Annotated in this window: 16 protein-coding genes; all 16 read left to right on the top strand. The window is 34.2% G+C overall.

What is annotated here, in order from left to right; all coding sequences use genetic code 11:
* The first annotated feature begins 2 nt into the window (after positions 1–2).
* A complete protein-coding gene (gene mraY, locus VFM92_RS11285; RefSeq protein WP_325122330.1) occupies positions 3–1,220 on the top strand; it encodes a phospho-N-acetylmuramoyl-pentapeptide-transferase in 1,218 nt (405 codons plus the stop codon).
* A 129-nt stretch (positions 1,221–1,349) separates the two neighbouring features.
* A complete protein-coding gene (gene murD / locus VFM92_RS11290) occupies positions 1,350–2,723 on the top strand; it encodes a UDP-N-acetylmuramoyl-L-alanine--D-glutamate ligase (protein WP_325122331.1) in 1,374 nt (457 codons plus the stop codon).
* On the top strand, positions 2,717–3,898 hold the full coding sequence (locus VFM92_RS11295) for an FtsW/RodA/SpoVE family cell cycle protein (protein ID WP_325122332.1): 1,182 nt from the start codon (positions 2,717–2,719) through the stop codon (positions 3,896–3,898). The genes murD and VFM92_RS11295 overlap by 7 nt, the downstream gene beginning before the upstream one ends.
* On the top strand, positions 3,899–5,005 hold the full coding sequence (gene murG, locus VFM92_RS11300; protein WP_325122333.1) for an undecaprenyldiphospho-muramoylpentapeptide beta-N-acetylglucosaminyltransferase: 1,107 nt from the start codon (positions 3,899–3,901) through the stop codon (positions 5,003–5,005).
* Positions 5,002–6,399 carry a UDP-N-acetylmuramate--L-alanine ligase gene (gene murC / locus VFM92_RS11305; RefSeq protein ID WP_325122334.1) on the top strand — a complete coding sequence of 466 codons (1,398 nt, stop codon included), beginning with the start codon at positions 5,002–5,004 and terminating at the stop codon, positions 6,397–6,399. The genes murG and murC overlap by 4 nt, the downstream gene beginning before the upstream one ends.
* Entirely contained in the window at positions 6,389–7,153 is a 765-nt protein-coding gene (locus VFM92_RS11310; RefSeq protein WP_325122335.1) for a cell division protein FtsQ, read from the top strand. Before murC ends, VFM92_RS11310 begins: the two co-directional genes overlap by 11 nt.
* Before the next feature lie 24 nt (positions 7,154–7,177).
* Positions 7,178–8,503, top strand: a complete 1,326-nt coding sequence (gene ftsA / locus VFM92_RS11315) for a cell division protein FtsA (protein ID WP_325122345.1) — start codon at positions 7,178–7,180, stop codon at positions 8,501–8,503.
* A 28-nt stretch (positions 8,504–8,531) separates the two neighbouring features.
* Positions 8,532–10,100 (top strand): cell division protein FtsZ, encoded by a 1,569-nt coding sequence (ftsZ, locus tag VFM92_RS11320; RefSeq protein WP_325122336.1) that lies wholly within the window; start codon positions 8,532–8,534, stop codon positions 10,098–10,100.
* A gap of 165 nt (positions 10,101–10,265) precedes the next feature.
* Positions 10,266–11,201: a phosphoribosylaminoimidazolesuccinocarboxamide synthase gene (locus VFM92_RS11325; protein ID WP_325122337.1), complete on the top strand. Its 936-nt coding sequence runs from the start codon at positions 10,266–10,268 to the stop codon at positions 11,199–11,201.
* 176 nt (positions 11,202–11,377) lie between these two features.
* Complete coding sequence (locus tag VFM92_RS11330; protein ID WP_325122338.1) at positions 11,378–11,761, top strand: STAS domain-containing protein; 384 nt, start codon at positions 11,378–11,380, stop codon at positions 11,759–11,761.
* Between the two features lie 6 nt (positions 11,762–11,767).
* Positions 11,768–12,682, top strand: a complete 915-nt coding sequence (locus VFM92_RS11335) for a ribonuclease Z (protein ID WP_325122339.1) — start codon at positions 11,768–11,770, stop codon at positions 12,680–12,682.
* A 1-nt stretch (position 12,683) separates the two neighbouring features.
* Positions 12,684–13,487 (top strand): queuosine precursor transporter, encoded by an 804-nt coding sequence (locus VFM92_RS11340; RefSeq protein WP_325122340.1) that lies wholly within the window; start codon positions 12,684–12,686, stop codon positions 13,485–13,487.
* Positions 13,488–13,885: 398 nt separating this feature from the next.
* Complete coding sequence (locus VFM92_RS11345; RefSeq protein WP_325122341.1) at positions 13,886–15,106, top strand: DUF4221 family protein; 1,221 nt, start codon at positions 13,886–13,888, stop codon at positions 15,104–15,106.
* A 10-nt stretch (positions 15,107–15,116) separates the two neighbouring features.
* Entirely contained in the window at positions 15,117–16,079 is a 963-nt protein-coding gene (locus VFM92_RS11350) for a hypothetical protein (RefSeq protein ID WP_325122342.1), read from the top strand.
* The gene (locus tag VFM92_RS11355) at positions 16,076–16,552 is read left to right on the top strand and encodes a hypothetical protein (RefSeq protein ID WP_325122343.1); all 477 of its coding nucleotides are present in this window, start codon (positions 16,076–16,078) and stop codon (positions 16,550–16,552) included. Before VFM92_RS11350 ends, VFM92_RS11355 begins: the two co-directional genes overlap by 4 nt.
* Positions 16,527–17,570, top strand: a complete 1,044-nt coding sequence (locus VFM92_RS11360) for an LA_2272 family surface repeat-containing protein (protein ID WP_325122344.1) — start codon at positions 16,527–16,529, stop codon at positions 17,568–17,570. The genes VFM92_RS11355 and VFM92_RS11360 overlap by 26 nt, the downstream gene beginning before the upstream one ends.
* Positions 17,571–17,685: the final 115 nt, after the last annotated feature.

Here is a 17,685-nt window from a genome sequence, read left to right on the forward strand (position 1 = left end):
AGGTGTTATATTATTTATTCGATTTCTTAAATACAAAAATGGACTTGCTTGGGGCAGGAGTATTTCAATATATCTCTTTCAGGGCAGGTATGGCAACGCTTTTTTCTTTATTAATTACCATCACCTTTGGTAAGCAATTGATTAACAAATTAAGAAAAAAGCAAGTTGGGGAAACTGTTCGTGATTTAGGACTTGATGGTCAGATTGAAAAAGCAGGCACTCCAACCATGGGTGGAACCATGATTATTTTAGCCATTGTTATTCCTGTTTTACTTTTCTCTAAAATAGATAATATTTACATCATTTTGCTATTGGTTTCCACCGTTTGGATGGGGTTTATCGGTTTTTTGGATGATTATATAAAAGTATTTAAAAAGAACAAAGATGGTCTCAAAGGTAAGTTTAAAGTATTTGGTCAAATAGGATTAGGGCTTATTGTTGGATTAACCTTGTTTTATCATCCTGATGTTACAGTTCGAGAGTTTGGTTCTCCTGTAAGTCTTTCTGAAGGTGTTGGAATGGTGTCTGAATCTGCTTTTGAAGATGTAAAATCGATGGTAACTACCATTCCATTTGTTAAAAACAATGAGTTTGATTACAGCAGTATTTTGCCATTTCTTCCAGATTGGTCTACTGTAGTGATTTATGTATTAATTGTAATCTTTATAGTTACTGCGGTAAGCAATGGTGCAAACATTACGGATGGGATTGATGGACTCGCTGCAGGTACATCAGCTATTATTGGTTTAGCGTTAGCAATTTTTGCCTATGTATCTGGTAATGCCATTTTCTCTCAATACCTCAATATCATGTTCATCCCAAATAGTGGGGAAATTGTGATTTTCTGTGCAGCTTTCGTGGGGGCATGTGTAGGTTTTTTATGGTACAATACTCACCCAGCTCAGGTTTTTATGGGGGATACTGGAAGCCTATCAATTGGAGGAATAATAGCTGTTTTAGCATTAGTGATAAGAAAAGAATTATTAATACCTGTTCTATGCGGGATTTTCTTGATTGAGAATCTCTCAGTAATCATTCAGGTCAGTTATTTTAAATACACAAGAAAAAAATACGGTGAGGGAAAAAGAGTCTTTTTAATGTCTCCATTGCATCATCATTATCAAAAGAAAGGAATTCATGAATCAAAAATTGTAAACCGCTTCTGGATTGTGGGCATTTTATTGGCCATCATTTCAGTAGCAACATTGAAGTTAAGATGATAGAGATTCAAGAATCAAGGGGCAAGACTAGGTCAGTACCGAAGGATTTAAAAAATATGAAAGAAGAAATTTGAAATATGAAGACAGTCTAAATACTTAAAACCTAAAACTTAATACTTAAAACAAACAGTGGAAGAACGAATCATCATATTGGGAGCAGGAGAAAGCGGAACCGGTGCTGCTTTGCTAGCAAAAGCAAAGGGATATGATGTTTTTGTGTCTGATTTTGGAAGCATTAATGAAGGAAATATAGAAAAATTAAATCAAGCTGAAATTCCTTTTGAGGAAGGGAAGCATACTGAGAATTTAATATTAAATGCTGATAAAATAATTAAGAGTCCTGGTATTGCTCCTAAAGTGGAGATTGTTCAAAAAGCTTTGGCTAAAAACATTGCAGTGATTGATGAGCTGGAATTTGCTTATGGATTTACCAAAGGAAAAATCATTGCAATAACAGGAACCAATGGTAAATCCACCACTACCATGCTAACTTATCATTTGCTTAAAGAAGCTGGATTATCAGTGGGTTTAGGCGGAAATATTGGCAAAAGCATGGCTGGGCAATTGGTCAATCAGGATTTTGATTGGTGGGTATTGGAATGCAGTAGCTTTCAGATTGACGGTTTTGTGGATTTCAAACCATATATAGGCATTCTATTAAATATCACACCTGACCATTTGGACAGATATGATTATAAAGTTGAAAATTATGTAGCCTCTAAATTCTCTTTATTCAAAAATCAGGATAAAGAAGATTATGCTCTTATTTATACTGAAGATAATTTGATTAATGCGAATCTTTCAAAACACCAATTTTCTTCAAAAATATTTGAGTTAAAATTTGAAAATATACCTTATGAAGGAGCTTACGCAAATCCATCAGGTATCATCATCAATTTAAATGAACAAAGACATACTTTCTCACAAGACCTACTGACTATAAAAGGAAAACATAACCAGACTAATGCCATGGCTTCTATTTTGACATCAAAACTCGCTAACATTAAGAATGAAAAAATTGCGGAAAGCCTTCCGAAATTTAAAAGCATTCAGCACCGATTGGAACCAGTTGGAAACATACATGGAATTGAATTTATAAATGATTCAAAAGCAACCAATGTGGATGCAGTCTATTATGCCTTGGATGCTTTTACAAAACCTATCATTTGGATAGTTGGTGGAGTAGATAAAGGAAATGATTATAGTCAGTTGGATGCGGTTAGCACAAATGTGAAAGCCATTATTTGTTTGGGGAAGGATAATGAGAAAATAAAAGCACATTTTAAAAGTAGGTGTCCAATAATCGAAGAAACACAATCCATGCAGGAAGCTGTGAGCATGGGGTATAAATTATCTAAAGACAGGGAAGTAGTTTTACTTTCACCTGCCTGTGCAAGCTTCGATTTATTTAAGAATTATGAAGACCGAGGGAATCAATTTCGCTTGGCAGTCCAATTGTTGGAAAGAGAAGTAGAATTGAAAAAAATATCGCAGTCATGCTAAATATTCAAAACATAAAAGCTTGGACTGATAAACACCTAAAAGGAGACCCTGTGATTTGGACGGTGGTTTTCGCTTTAGGTATGCTCAGTATTTTGGTGGTGTATAGCGCTACTGGAACAATTGCTTACTTCAAATATGGAGGCAATACTGAGTATTATTTATTACGTCATAGCCTCTTAGTGTTGTTGAGTTTCTTTGCTATGTGGGTTGCTCACAAAGTGGATTACCGCTATTTTTCCAAATTATCGCGTTTGGCATTATGGCTTTCAGTACCACTTTTGATTTTTGCTTGGCAGTTTGGGGTGAACCTTAACAGCGCATCTAGGTGGATTACCATTCCATTAATCAATCAGTCCTTCCAGCCTTCCGATTTAGCAAAATTAGCCTTGATTATCAATTTGGCTGGGATGTTGTCAAAAAGGCAGCAAAATATTCATGATTTTAAAAAGGCATTAATTCCGATGCTTTTATGGTGTGGTGTCATCTGTGGTTTAATAGCCATGACCAATTTATCAACCGCTATCTTACTTTTTTTAACTTGCATGTTGCTGTTGTTTATCGGTAGAATTCCTGTTAAATATTTAGCCATGTTGGCTTTTGTGGGTGTTTTTGCAGTGAGTATAGCAATGGTTGTAGGGCAAAGGGGTGCAACCGCAATTAGTCGTGTAGAGAATTTTATAAATAAGGAAAATGTTCCTTATCAAGCACAGCAATCATTTATAGCCATAGCCACAGGTGGAATAACAGGAAAAGGACCAGGAAATAGTAGTCAGCGAAATTTTCTACCTGAAGCTTTTTCAGATTTTATTTTTGCAATAGTGGTAGAAGAATATGGGATAATAGGTGCGGGAATAGTCATTTTATTATATCTCACCTTGCTTTATAGAGGAATGAAAGCAGCTGCTGCAAGTGGAAGGGCTTATGGAGGATTGCTCTCGGCAGGGCTTAGTTTTGCCATAGTCATACAGGCTATGGTAAATATGGGTGTTGCAGTAGGTTTAGGTCCCATAACAGGCTTGCCTCTTCCGCTATTAAGTATGGGAGGAACCTCTCTTTTATTTACGGGAATCGCTATGGGTATAATCTTGAGCGTAAGCCGTGGAGAAATTGAAGAAACACCTGATGCGCTAAGCAAAAAGCAATTCTCTAATTTACCTAAAAAAGAAGCAGCCTAAATGGATATCCATAAACCATATCGATTTATTCTAAGTGGAGGTGGCACAGGCGGTCATATTTTCCCTGCTTTGGCTATTGCGGATGAAATCAAAAAGCAATTACCAAATGCAGAAATACTTTTTGTGGGCGCTGAAGGTAAAATGGAAATGCAAAAAGTCCCAGAAGCGGGCTATAAGATTTTTGGTTTACCAATGGCGGGTATACAGAGAAGTTTGACTTTGAAGAATTTGAGCTTTCCTTTTAAACTGATGAATAGTTTAAAACAAGCAAAAAAAATAGTAAAGAATTTCAAGCCTGACGCAGTTATTGGCGTTGGTGGATATGCAAGCGGACCAACATTAAGAGCGGCTTCCAATTTAGGAATTCCTTGTTTATTGCAAGAGCAGAATTCCTATGCAGGCTTAACCAATAAATGGTTGAAGAAAAAGGTCAAGCAAATCTGTGTGGCTTATGAAGGGATGGATAAATATTTCCCAGTTTCAAAATTGAATGTTACAGGTAATCCGATAAGAAAGAATCTGTTGACTTTGCCTGATAGGTCAAAGGCCATTAAAAGCTTTGATTTAGACGAGAATAAAAAAACGATTTTGGTTCTGGGTGGAAGCTTGGGAGCAAGAACTATAAACGAAAGCATTGCGCAAAATTTAGATTTGTTAGCAAAACAGGATTATCAGATGCTTTGGCAAACTGGTAGACTTTATCATAATGAAATGCTGACTCGCTCTGAAAATGCTGATTCAAAGCAGTTGAAAGTATTAGAGTTCATCAAAAATATGGATGAAGCTTATGCTGCTGCAGATATTATAATAACAAGAGCGGGAGCTTTGTCAGTTTCTGAATTGCAAGTAGTTGGTAAGCCGGTAATTTTTGTGCCTTCACCAAACGTAGCAGAAGACCATCAAACCAAAAATGCTCAGGCATTGGTTAAAGAAAATGCGGCATTAATGGTGACTGATAATAAAGCAGTTAAGGATTTATTACCAGAGGCTTTTGAATTATTAAAAGATACTGAAAAGCAAAAGGAGCTTTCTGAAAACATAAAGAAAATGGCTAAACCAAAGGCCACAGAAAATATAGTATCGATTATTTTTAAGATGATTGAATGAAGATAAAAAATTTACATAGCGCATATTTTATAGGAATCGGGGGCATTGGCATGAGTGCTTTGGCTCGTTGGTTCCACCATAATGGGGTGCAAGTTTATGGCTATGATAAAACATCAACCAAATTAACCACCCAATTAGAAGGTGAAGGCATTTCGATTCATTTTGAGGATGAAATTGATAAAATGCCTGATTTCGTATTTGAGCCAAGTAAAAAAGTATTAATTGTTTATACTCCTGCGATTCCTAAAGACCATAAAGGCTTTAATTATCTTAAAGAAAAAGGAATTAGTATTTACAAAAGGTCGGAAGTTTTAGGGAAATTAACAGAGGGAATGTTTACCGTGGCAGTTGCAGGTACTCACGGAAAAACGACTACAAGTTCCATGATTGCGCATTTGCTAAAAAGCGGCAAGAAAGATATTGCAGGATTTTTAGGTGGAATCACCAATAATTATGACACGAATATGGTCATGAACCAAGGTGATTACAAGAAGGCAATCATAGTGGTTGAAGCAGATGAATTTGACCGCTCGTTTTTGACTTTAAAGCCAAATATTGCTGTGGTGACTTCAACCGATGCTGACCATTTGGATATCTATGGAAAATTAGAGGAGTTAAAGAAATCATTTTCGGTCTTTCTGGAAAATGTAAATCCAAAAGGTCAGATTTATATTAAAGATGGATTATGGGAGGATATTGCCTCTAAGAAAATAAAAGCAAGCCCAACTGAATATGGATTAAATGCTGGAGGAATTAGAGCTTTAAATGTTCAGGTGAAAGATGCGAAATTTGTTTTTGATGTTACCTTACATGATACTGTCATTAAAGGCTTTCAGTTGTCAGTACCTGGTTTTCATAATGTAGAAAATGCAGTAGTGGCTATTGCAATAGCGCATCAATTAGGATTAAACGATAAAGAGATTCTAGAAGGAATTAAAACTTATAGTGGTGTAAAACGCAGATTTGAGTATGTCATTCAAAGAGAGAATTTTATTTTTATAGATGACTATGCACATCATCCTAGTGAAATCAAAGCAATGCTGACTTCCGTACGGGCACTATATCCTGGAAAGAAAGTAAGTGTTTTATTCCAACCGCATTTATATTCTCGTACACGGGATTTTGCAGTGGAATTTTCACAAAGCTTGAGCTTGGCTGATGAAGTAATGCTTTTGGATATCTATCCTGCAAGGGAATTGCCGATTGAAGGAGTGAGTAGTGATATATTATTGGAATCTATTCAGGTGGATGAAAAATATAAGGTAGAAAAAGATACCATTATAGAATATTTGAGTAATCGAGAATTAGAAGTTTTTATCACAATGGGGGCAGGAAATATCGACCAATTAGTGGAACCATTAAAAAATATGTTTAATAAGCAGTATGCAGTTTAAAAAGAGTTTAGATATCGCCCTAAAGATTGTATTACCTGCAGTGATATTTGTGGTAAGTATCGGCTTTGTGAGCAAAAAGCAGGAGGAAGTGCTATGTAAAAAGATTATTATCAATATTAAAAATCAGCAGGGTAATTTCTTTATCAATGAGGCTGATATTAACAGCTTATTGACAAATAATGGTAATGAATTGATGATGAATCTGCCTTATGAAAATTTCAAATTAAAGGATTTGGAAGAAAGGGTGATTGCACATAAGTTTATCCAGACGGCTGAGGTTTATAGAGATTTAGAAGGAAATATGATGGTGGATGCCGTGCAGGCTCGTCCAATAGCTAGAATTTTTAATCCTGACGGTCCAGACCATTACATTAGTGATCAGGGGAAAATATTACCAGTTTCGGATAGGTTTACGGCAAGAGTTATGGTTTTATCCGGAGAATTTTTTAAACCTTATTTGAAAAGTGATATAATGAAAGACGATGCTGGAAAAGACTTTTTTAATTTTATAAAATATATAGAACAAGATAAATTTTGGAGTGCACAGTTTGCACAGTTGGAAGTAGATAAGAGAGGAATAATTAATATTTACCCTCAGGTAACTAAACAGTTGATTGAATTTGGGACGGTTTACAATTATTCTGATAAATTATCGAAACTTAAAATTTTTTACGATAAGATACTGCCCGACAGAGGGTGGAATCGATACGATCGTGTAAATTTACAATTTAAAGAACAAATCATTTGTGAATAGAATAACCTTAGGCGATACATGGAAATGCAAAATGATAAAATAGTAGTCGGATTAGACATAGGAACCACCAAAATAGTTGTGATAGTGGGCCATAAAAATGATTATGGTAAACTTGATGTTTTGGGTATGGGCAAAGCCGTATCTGATGGCGTTGTGAAGGGCAAAGTCATCAATATTGAAAAAACCATTTTGGCCATCAAAAAGGCAGTGGAGGAAGCCGAAGATAATTCAGGTATCGACATAAAAGTAGTGAATGTTGGCATAGCAGGTCACCACATCAGAAGTTCTATCCAAAGAGGAAGTATTACTCGGGAAGATAGAGAAGAAGAAATTACAGTAGAGGATGTAAATCGTTTGACCAATGATATGCACCGCATGGTAATTCCTGCAGGAAATCAGATTATCCATGTGATGCCACAGGTTTATACGGTGGATTACGATGATGGAATCAAAGATCCTGTGGGGATGACGGGCATTCGATTGGAAGCTGATTTTCATGTCATCACAGCTGATATTAATTCCATAAATAATATTCAAAAATGCGTGAAAAGAGCAGGTCTGGATATTGAAAATATGATATTGGAGCCTTTGGCATCCAGCTTAGCGGTTTTGTCAGATGATGAGAAAGAAGCTGGTGTTTGCTTAGTTGATATAGGAGGTGGCACTACTGATATTGCCATTTTCCACGAGAATATCATTCGTCATACGGGAGTAATTCCATTTGGCGGAAATATCATCACCTCAGATATAAAAGAGGGATGTATGGTGATGCAACAGCAAGCTGAATTATTGAAAACAAAATTCGGAAGGGCAATTTCCACTGAAGCCAGTGAAAATGAGATTGTTTCAATTCCAGGATTAAGAAATAGAGCACCCAAAGAGATTTCTATTAAGAACCTGGCTCACATTGTGGAAGCCAGAATGGAAGAAATCGTGGATTTGGTGCACGCTGAGATATTAGCATCTGGTTATGAAGGTCGTTTGGCAGGTGGAATTGTAATCACTGGAGGTGGTTCACAAATGCACAGCGCCCGACAACTAGTTGAGTTTTTAACCGGAATGGATGCCAGAATTGGTTATCCAAACGAACATTTAGGAAGAACAAAAATAGAGGCCGTAAAAAGCCCGATGTATGCCACATCTGTAGGATTAGTATTGGCAGGATATCGTTCAATTGATGAACGAGAAAATAGGTACATTGAAGCAAAGTTGAATAATCAGAATATGTTTATCAACCACAAACAAAAAGGCGTCAAGGGTACTAAAAAAGAAGGAGACTTCTTTTCAAAAATTATCAATAAAACCAAGAGTTTTTTGATAGATGATTTTGACGAAAAAGATGATTATTAATACCGAAAGAATATAAAACACGGATATTATGACTGAAGGAGCTTATAAATTCGAAATTCCAAAACACCACAAATCTATCATTAAGGTGATAGGAGTTGGTGGGGGTGGCAGCAACGCTGTTAATCACATGTTTAACCAAGGCATCAGAGATGTGGAGTTTGTGGTCTGTAATACAGATTCTCAAGCTTTAAAAACCAGTCCTGTGCCTAATAAGCTGCAAATTGGAACCAACCTAACAAGTGGTTTGGGTGCTGGTGCTAATCCTGAAAAAGGAAAAGATGCCGCACTCGAAAGCAAGGAAGAAATCCGTGAATTGTTAGGGAATGACACTAAAATGGTTTTCGTTACGGCTGGAATGGGTGGAGGTACCGGTACAGGTGCAGCGCCCGTAATTGCTCGTATTGCAAAAGAAATGGATATTCTGACTGTTGGGATTGTCACTTCCCCTTTTAGTTTTGAGGGAAAGAAAAAAGTGCGTCAGGCAGAGGAAGGAATTCGTCAGTTGAAAGAGAATTGTGATACTGTTTTGATTATTCTCAATGATAAATTGAGAGAAATACATGGGAATCTAACAATTGGAAATGCATTTGCAAAAGCGGATAATGTATTAACGACAGGAGCCAAAGGTATAGCGGAAATTATAACCGTTCCTGGTCAGGTAAACGTGGATTTTGAGGATGTAAAAACAGTCATGAAAAATGCCGGTGCTGCTGTGATGGGTTCCGCGAGAACCGAGGGAGATGGCAGAGCATTGAGGGCTGCAGAAGAAGCATTATCTTCTCCATTATTGAATAATACGGACATTTTAGGAGCTCAGAAAATCTTGTTATCCATTATTTCAGGTGATAAGGCTGAATTGCAAATGGATGAGCTGACTGAAATCACCGATTATATTCAAGAGAGAGCTGGTGATGAAGCTGAAGTTATTTTCGGACATGGTGTCGACCAATCTTTAGGAGAGGGTTTATCCGTTACGGTTATTGCCACAGGATTTGATCAAAGTGGATATAAGGAAAATGCCATTCCACACAAAGAGGCTAGAAAGGTTTATGATTTAGACTCTAACAAGCAAATTACATTATTTGGAAATGAGCAAGAAGAGGCAAAACCTAAGCCAGAACCAAGAAATGAACCTAGTCCTTTTACTTTTGAAAAGAGAAATACACAAGAATCAAGACCTCCTGCTGATGAAGAAAGAGGTTACTCTTTTGGCTTTCCTTCAAAGAAGCAAGAAGAACCTGATTATGTAGAAGATGAAAATGATTATGCAGATGATTTCACTGATAGCTTGTCCAACGAGTATGATATAGTGAATAAATCTGAAAGTCAGGATGATATAGATAAAAAAGAGGCTGAGCGTCAGGAAATGTTAAGAAAGCGTTCTGTTGAGAGAATTGAAAAGTTGAAAAACTTGAATGGTGGACATACTAATACTCCCGAAGCCTATAAGCAAATGGAGGTGCCAGCCTACAAGCGTAAGCAGGTAAAACTAAGAGAAGTACCCCATTCATCTGAAAAAAATATATCTAGATTCAATTTGAATGATGACAATCAGATATTAGGCAATAATAAGTTCTTGCATGATAATGTAGATTAAAATATTCTACATATACTCTAAAGTCATAATAAACAGGTGTACAGGCAGCTTCGCAAGAGGCTGCTTTTTTTGTACAGCTATAAATCTTGAACATTACAGTTTACACGATTTTCTAAGCTTATATTTTAGTTTTAAATCTGAATTACTTAAGCTACTTTTGTGCTAATGGAAGCAATAAAAGAAACCAATTTTCAGCTGCCTAATCAGCAAAGTTTTTATAGAGGAAAAGTTCGAGATGTTTATTCTACGCCCACACAATTAATTATGGTGGCCACAGATCGCCTTTCTGCTTTTGATGTGGTTTTACCACGCGCTATTCCGTTCAAAGGACAAGTTTTAAATCAAATCGCAGCAAATGCCTTAAAAGCTACTGAAGATATTGTACCTAACTGGTTGTTGTCAAATCCAGATCCAAATGTGAGTGTGGGCTTTAATTGCGAAACCTATCCAGTAGAAATGGTGATTAGAGGTTATTTAGCTGGTCATGCATGGAGGGAATACAGAGATGGAAAACGCAGTATTTGCGGGGTTGCTATGCCAGATGGTTTAAAAGAAAATGATAAATTTCCAAAACCCATCATTACACCAACCACTAAAGCCCATGAAGGTCATGACGAAGATATTTCCAAAGAAGAAATCTTGAAGCAAGGCTTAGTTTCCAAGGAAGAATATGAACAACTGGAAAGCTATACACAACAGTTGTTTCAAAGAGGGACCGAAATAGCAGCTCAAAACGGTTTAATTTTAGTCGACACGAAATATGAATTTGGAAAAGTAGGAAATAAGGTTTACTTGATAGATGAAATTCATACACCCGACTCTTCTCGCTATTTTTATGCAGATTCTTACAGTGACAATCAAGAAAAAGGATTGAAACAAAAACAATTATCGAAAGAATTTGTAAGAGAGTGGTTAATTGAAAATGGTTTTCAAGGTAAAGATGGTCAGCAAATTCCTGATATAACCGATAAAAAGGTGCAGGAAATCTCAAACCGCTACATAGAATTATACGAAAAAGTAACTGGTGAAAAATTTCAACCTAGGGATTACAATAACGTATCAAAAACGATTGAAAAAAATATCCTGAAAAGTATTAAATAAGAGGTTACATTTACTTAACTTATTAAGCTTAAGTAATTTTTAAAAATATAAATATGAATTCGATGCTAAAAATTCATTTTGAAATATTACACAAATCATAAATGAATTTTTAAACAGAGATTCCATCCCGATGAATTCGGGATAAGCAGTGGCAAATTTAAAACAATAATAAAGACATGAAATATTCAATTGATAAAGAAGAAAAGTATTCATTAATAAAGATAAAAGAAGAAAAATTTGATTCTTCAGTGGCTTCAGGATTCAAATCTGATTTGGTTACGATGCAAGCTGAGGGCGTTCAAAACATGGTAATCGACATGTCTGATGTCAAATATGTAGATTCTTCAGGTTTAAGTGCTTTATTAGTTGGAAACAGAATAATAGGTGAAAATGGGGGTGCTTTTATTATCGCAGCACCTACTGAGCATACTGAAAAATTAATTAAAATTTCTCAATTAGATAAAGTATTCGATATTTTACCTACTGTGCATGAGGCTGTTGAGTCTGTGTTTATGCACGAATTAGAAAAAGGGTTAGGTGAAGAGGACGATAGCGAGTAAAAATCTTTGTCATTTGAAGTTCACATATTAGGCTCTAATTCTGCAGCCCCAGCCCACGGAAGGCATCATACTTCTCAGATCTTGCAAATCCAAGATTTGCAAATTATGATAGATTGCGGAGAAGGCACACAATTACAAATGAAAAAATATGGCTTGAGGAAAAATCGCTTAAGTCATATTTTTATAAGTCATCTTCATGGTGATCATTTTTTGGGGTTGATGGGATTATTGTCTACCATGCATCTTAACGGCAGAAAAACTGATTTATATCTTTACGGCCCAGAAGGATTATCAGAAATAATTCAACTGCATTTAAAATATGCGAATACGCGATTGAATTATCAAATCCATTTTCGGGAATTAAAAGGGGAACAGTCAGAAATGATACTAGACCATCCGAAAATTACAGTTCAAACTATCCCTCTTCAACATAGAATTCCTTGCACAGGATTTTTAATTAGAGAAAAACCAAAGCCAAAGCGACTAATAAAGGAGAAGGTTTCAGCATTAGGTGTGCGCGATATTAATATTTTGAAAAGAGGTGAGGATGTATTTGATGAATCAGGAAAACTCAAATTTAAGAATGAAGATTACACCCTACCTGCAAAACGATCAAGAAGCTATGCTTACTGTTCTGATACGAAATATAGTGAGGATATAATTCCTTTGGTGAAAGAGGTAGATTTACTGTATCATGAAGGTACATTTTTACATGATAATTTAGAACGTGCAGAAGCTACTTTTCATACTACCGCCAAGCAAGCTGGAGTATTTGCTCAAAAGGCAAATGTTGGTCAATTATTAATCGGTCATTTTTCTAATCGATATAAGGAACTTCAGCCTTTATTGGAAGAGGCAAAAGAAGAGTTTATGAATACCGCACTAGCGGAAGAAGGTAAAGTATTTATTTTAGAAGAATAATATGGAATCGGTTGAACCCAAAGGGTCGCTAAATAAAAAGAAGAGAAATCTTTTTATAGTACTAAGCGGTATTTTCCTAACTAATGCCTTGTTAGCAGAAATTTTAGGAGTTAAAATCTTCTCAGCTGAAGCTACTTTAGGTTTTCAGCCTGCACAAATCAAACTTTTTGGTGATTTTGTATTGGATTTTAATCTTACAGCTGGTGTAATTATCTGGCCTATAGTTTTTATTACCACCGACATTATCAACGAATATTTCGGAAAAAAAGGCGTCCGAACAATCAGTTTCTTAACTGCAATATTTATTGTGTATTCCTTTTTTGTGATTTACAGCGTGACCAAATTAGCTCCAGCTCAATTTTGGTTGGATGTCAATTCTCCTGACGCTCAGGGAAATGATTTCAATATTAACTATGCTTATTCCTTAATATTCTCGCAAGGCTTAGGAATAATTTTAGGTTCATTGACTGCTTTTTTGATTGGTCAGTTTTTGGATGTGTTAGTCTTCCAGCATTTGAGAAAATTTACAGGGAGCGGAAAAATCTGGCTTCGGGCCACAGGTTCCACTTTAGTTAGCCAATTGGTAGATAGTTTTGTGGTCTTATGGATTGCATTTTTTATTTACGGAAACTGGACTATGGAACAAGTACTATCCGTAGGAGTCATCAATTATATTTATAAAGCTGCAGTAGCTATCCTTCTCACGCCCTTATTATACATAGCTCATTTTTTAATAGACCGCTACTTAGGTAAAGAAAACGCTGAAAAAGTAGCTGAAGATGCTGCTGGGGAGGGGTTTTTCTGATTTTAATCATATTAAATTTGTGTTATTTCAATAAATTATTTGGAAATGCGCATATATATATATATATGTTTAAGTGTTAACTAATAACAAAGTTTAATTGTTAAACCTTAAATTAACACTTATAAAAAAGAGATTCATTTATTTTGTTAGCTTGCTTTCTGTATTAAGCATTGCTTTTGTTGGTCTAAATTTTAATGCGAATGCAGGTTATCCATGCCCGGAGGGAAAATCACCTAAACGAGGTAATACTGATTGGTTAATTTGTACTGGGGGTGGAACTGACTGTTTTAGATGCGTAAAAAATGAGTTGACACCAGCAGATTAATTTAATTATAGGGATAGACGGATGAGCCCGACTATCCCTTCAGCTTTCATAGAATCCGCTCCATTATACTTTTATGAAAAATTTAGTATTCTTATTAATTACAATTTTTAGTATAAGTTGTTCCGAAGAGAATAATTTTACCAGTAATGGTAAATATAATAATGTCAAAAGTACAGCAATTAAACTTGAAATTGTAAATGATATCAAAATCCCATTAAGGGGAGACTATCAATACAATAATTCTTTTTTACAAAAAACAGAATCCAGTTCTTTTGTAGGTTTAGATGTTGATTTCCAGACGTTGAATTTTTATTCATTCGATTCTTTAGAATTTTCTAAAAAAATTGAACTAAAAGAAGAAGGGCCAACGGCCACTCCAGATATTTCAAGTTCTTATTACCACAATAGCGATTCTATATTTTTATTCTCTTTAACTAATCAGTTTTTATTTTTGATAGATGAAAACTACGAAATGATTAATAAATATAATTTGAGAAATTTCACTTTGCCGGAATCAATGAAAAGTGAAAATATACCGGGAGAGATTTCTTTTTTTAGCGTTTCTAAAAATAATTACTTTGAGTTTCCATTTGTTTTTAGTCCCAATCATAATAAATTATACTTCCAACTTTCTATTCATAATAACATACCAAAATATAAGCGACTTCAATCGATTTATAATTTACCTAATATTGGTGTTTTGGATATAAGTGGTGAAAATGTCACTATTGAATACAAAAAGAACTGGCCGGAAAGCTTTTCATCCAATATAATCCCTAACAATCCTTATAATATTTTAGCAAAAGGTGAAAATTCCCAACCGATAGTAAATTATATTTATTCTAGTGCCACCTATTCTATTGAATCTAAGGAACAAGTATTTATTCCTAGTAATAATGCTGAAGATAATATTACGCTTTTTGATGTTAGTAAATACAAATCTTATTCGGATGAAGACGAATTAAATGGTATAATTCATGATGAAGGTTATTTTAATTTGGTTTACGATCCTTTTCGAAAACTTTATTATAAAATTTTTAAACATGCTTTAAGCAGGTCTGATGATGGGCTAAAAAGACCTCATATTATGCAGTCTGAATTTTCAATAATTGTAATGGATGAATCCTACAATTATTTAGGGGAATTAAAATTACCTGGCAGTAAGTATAATTTTTTACACATTATTCCTTTGGTAGAAGGTGTTGCTATAAGCAAAGAAAATCCTTTTAATATGGCAAATGAAGAAGAATATTATGAATTTGATATTTTAAAAATCACTCTACTCAATCAATAAACGATTTGTGATGTACAAACTAATTAAGTGTAGTTTTTGCTTATTAATTTTAGTCATTCAAGCAAGTATTTTAAGGGCTCAAGAATCTAAATTAGATTCAATTTCTGAGCAGTATGTTTTTTACTCTCCAGAGAAGTCTGATTTTGGAGTTATTTCCTTCTTAGGGAAAGGCTATAAATTATTGCTTGGAAATAATTCCGATTTAATCTTAATGGGTGAAGAAAATCTACATTTAGATACCTTGAATTTAAAAGATAATGGAGTGAAAGGAGATTTATTTTCTTTTATGCGATTTTCAAATCAATCGTTCTCTTACGCAAGTAAAAAGGGCTCCTATTTTTTTAGAATAGTCGATGATTCAATTGTGCTCGAGGAAAGTTATTCATTTAGAGATATCAAGAAAGTCCATGGAAAATACACCTATGCTAATATATTACCAGATGGAATAATTGTTTTCGAATCAGATGATAAAGAAAATGAATTTCAATTTACATTTACTTTATATTCTAAGCAATTAGAAAAAAGAACTGCATTTGAAGTAGCTGCGGAAAAAAAATCAGAAGAAAATTATTACTTCTATCGTTTTTATCCAGAGAGCTTATTTTATGATGGTACCAATTTGTATTTTTCTAATGTATATGATCATGAATTGATTCTTATGAACCTCAAAAGTAATGAAATAGAGAAACTTGATTATCCGAAGGTAAAAGCAAGAGGCAATATTCAAGATGCCTACATTGATGTTAATAATAATGAGATATATTTAGTGGAGTTTGGATATAGTGGAAATAAACAGGATGATATTCATCTTTATACCTTTGAGAAGGAGAATTTTAATTATTTTAATAGTACATCAATTAGCTCTTCTTCAATGAGATGTGGTATCAGCAATGGGAAAATAATAATAGTCGGGAAATTTGCTAATGATTTTGCTTTTTACTTAGTGCCTTTATCTCAAATTCACATGCTATGAAGAAAGATATTTTGTTATTTTTTCTGTTCATCTTTTTGTTAAACGCTTGCAGTCAAGACAAAAATCAAAAAGATAAAGTTATAGATGAAATTTTTAGTAAAGAATTAAGATTGACTAAAAATAAAAGAGCTGGTCAGATATTTTATATAATTAATTCTATGTCCTGTGAAACATGTATTGAGATGAATTTAGACTATTTTTCTAATAATTATGATCTTCACAACATTAATTTAATCCTGATAAATAAGAGTGGCTTTTCTAGATTTGAAAATTTTGCTAACGTTTTAAAGAGTGAGAGTGATATATATATGCTTAAAGAGGAGCAAATAGCACTGTATAAGATTAGAACCTTAGATCCTCTATTAGTAGTTTTTGATAAAAATGGCGAACTATTTGTTTCAAAGAATATTGTAGATGATAAAGTTTTTCAGTTGAATCAAATAATAGATGAGATTGTATCAAAAAAATCTTAATTTTACAGTTTTAACTTGTTTTCTCATTTTGTTTATCAATGTTGATTCTTGGGCTCAAGATAAACCTAGGTTAAGACATAATCAGTTCCAAGTGGGGATTAGCCCGGGTATTGACAATACGAATCAAAATATACTCTTATCCTCCAATTTTTCTTTCCATCTAATTTCAGGTTTGACCGCTTCCATCCATGGTCTTCAAATAAGCTTACTTACCAACTATACTTTATATGATGTAAAGGGTCTTCAATTATCTTTAGTCTCCAATCAAATTGGGATATCAAAAAAGCATAGCGCTTACGATATTAAAGCATTTCAAGGTGTTCAATTATCTTCAGTAATAAATAAAGTGGATGGAAATTCAGTTGGTATACAGGCTAGTAGTATTAATATTACAAATGGTTATTTCAGTGGTTTTCAATTTGGTCTTATTAATACACTTCAACGGACAGCATCAGGTATTCAAATAGGAGGCTTTTTAAACCTAGCCTATTCAAAAAACTCTCTTTTTCAATTAGGATTCATAAATTACTCCAAAGAAGCAGGAAATAATTATCAAAATACCAGCTATTTATTTAGAGACCATTGTCAAATAGGACTTTTTAATTTAAGTGAAAAAAATTATGGCTTTCAAATTGGTTTATTTAACTTATCAAAAAATAATAACGGAGTCCCAATAGGATTACTTAATACCAATACCTCTAATTTCATTGCTATTCTTGCGGCAAATGAACTTACTAATACTTATCTAACAATAGGTACCGGGAGTAGATATATAGTAAATCGATTGAGTTTGGGATATAATTACGCTTGGAATAATGAGGTAGATTGGTCTTTTGGTTATGGGTTAGAAGCACAATTTTACCGAACATATACCATTCCTGTATTCTCAGTTTATCACGATATTATATATTACAATAATAGTTCAACAGGGCTTTTCGATTCTGGTTATTTTGTAAGTAAGTTTGGCATTTCCTACGCGCAAGATTACATAGATAGTCGACCCTTAAAAACTATTTAATACATTGATTATCAATTATTTAATTAATAAAAAGCTTTGATTTTTTTGCAAGTTTTCGTATTTTTCTGACAGAAACCTTGCAAATATTGATGCATGAAACCCATTAAAAAAGCTC

This window comes from Marivirga sp. (assembly GCF_035704835.1).
Taxonomy (GTDB): Bacteria; Bacteroidota; Bacteroidia; order Cytophagales; family Cyclobacteriaceae; genus Marivirga.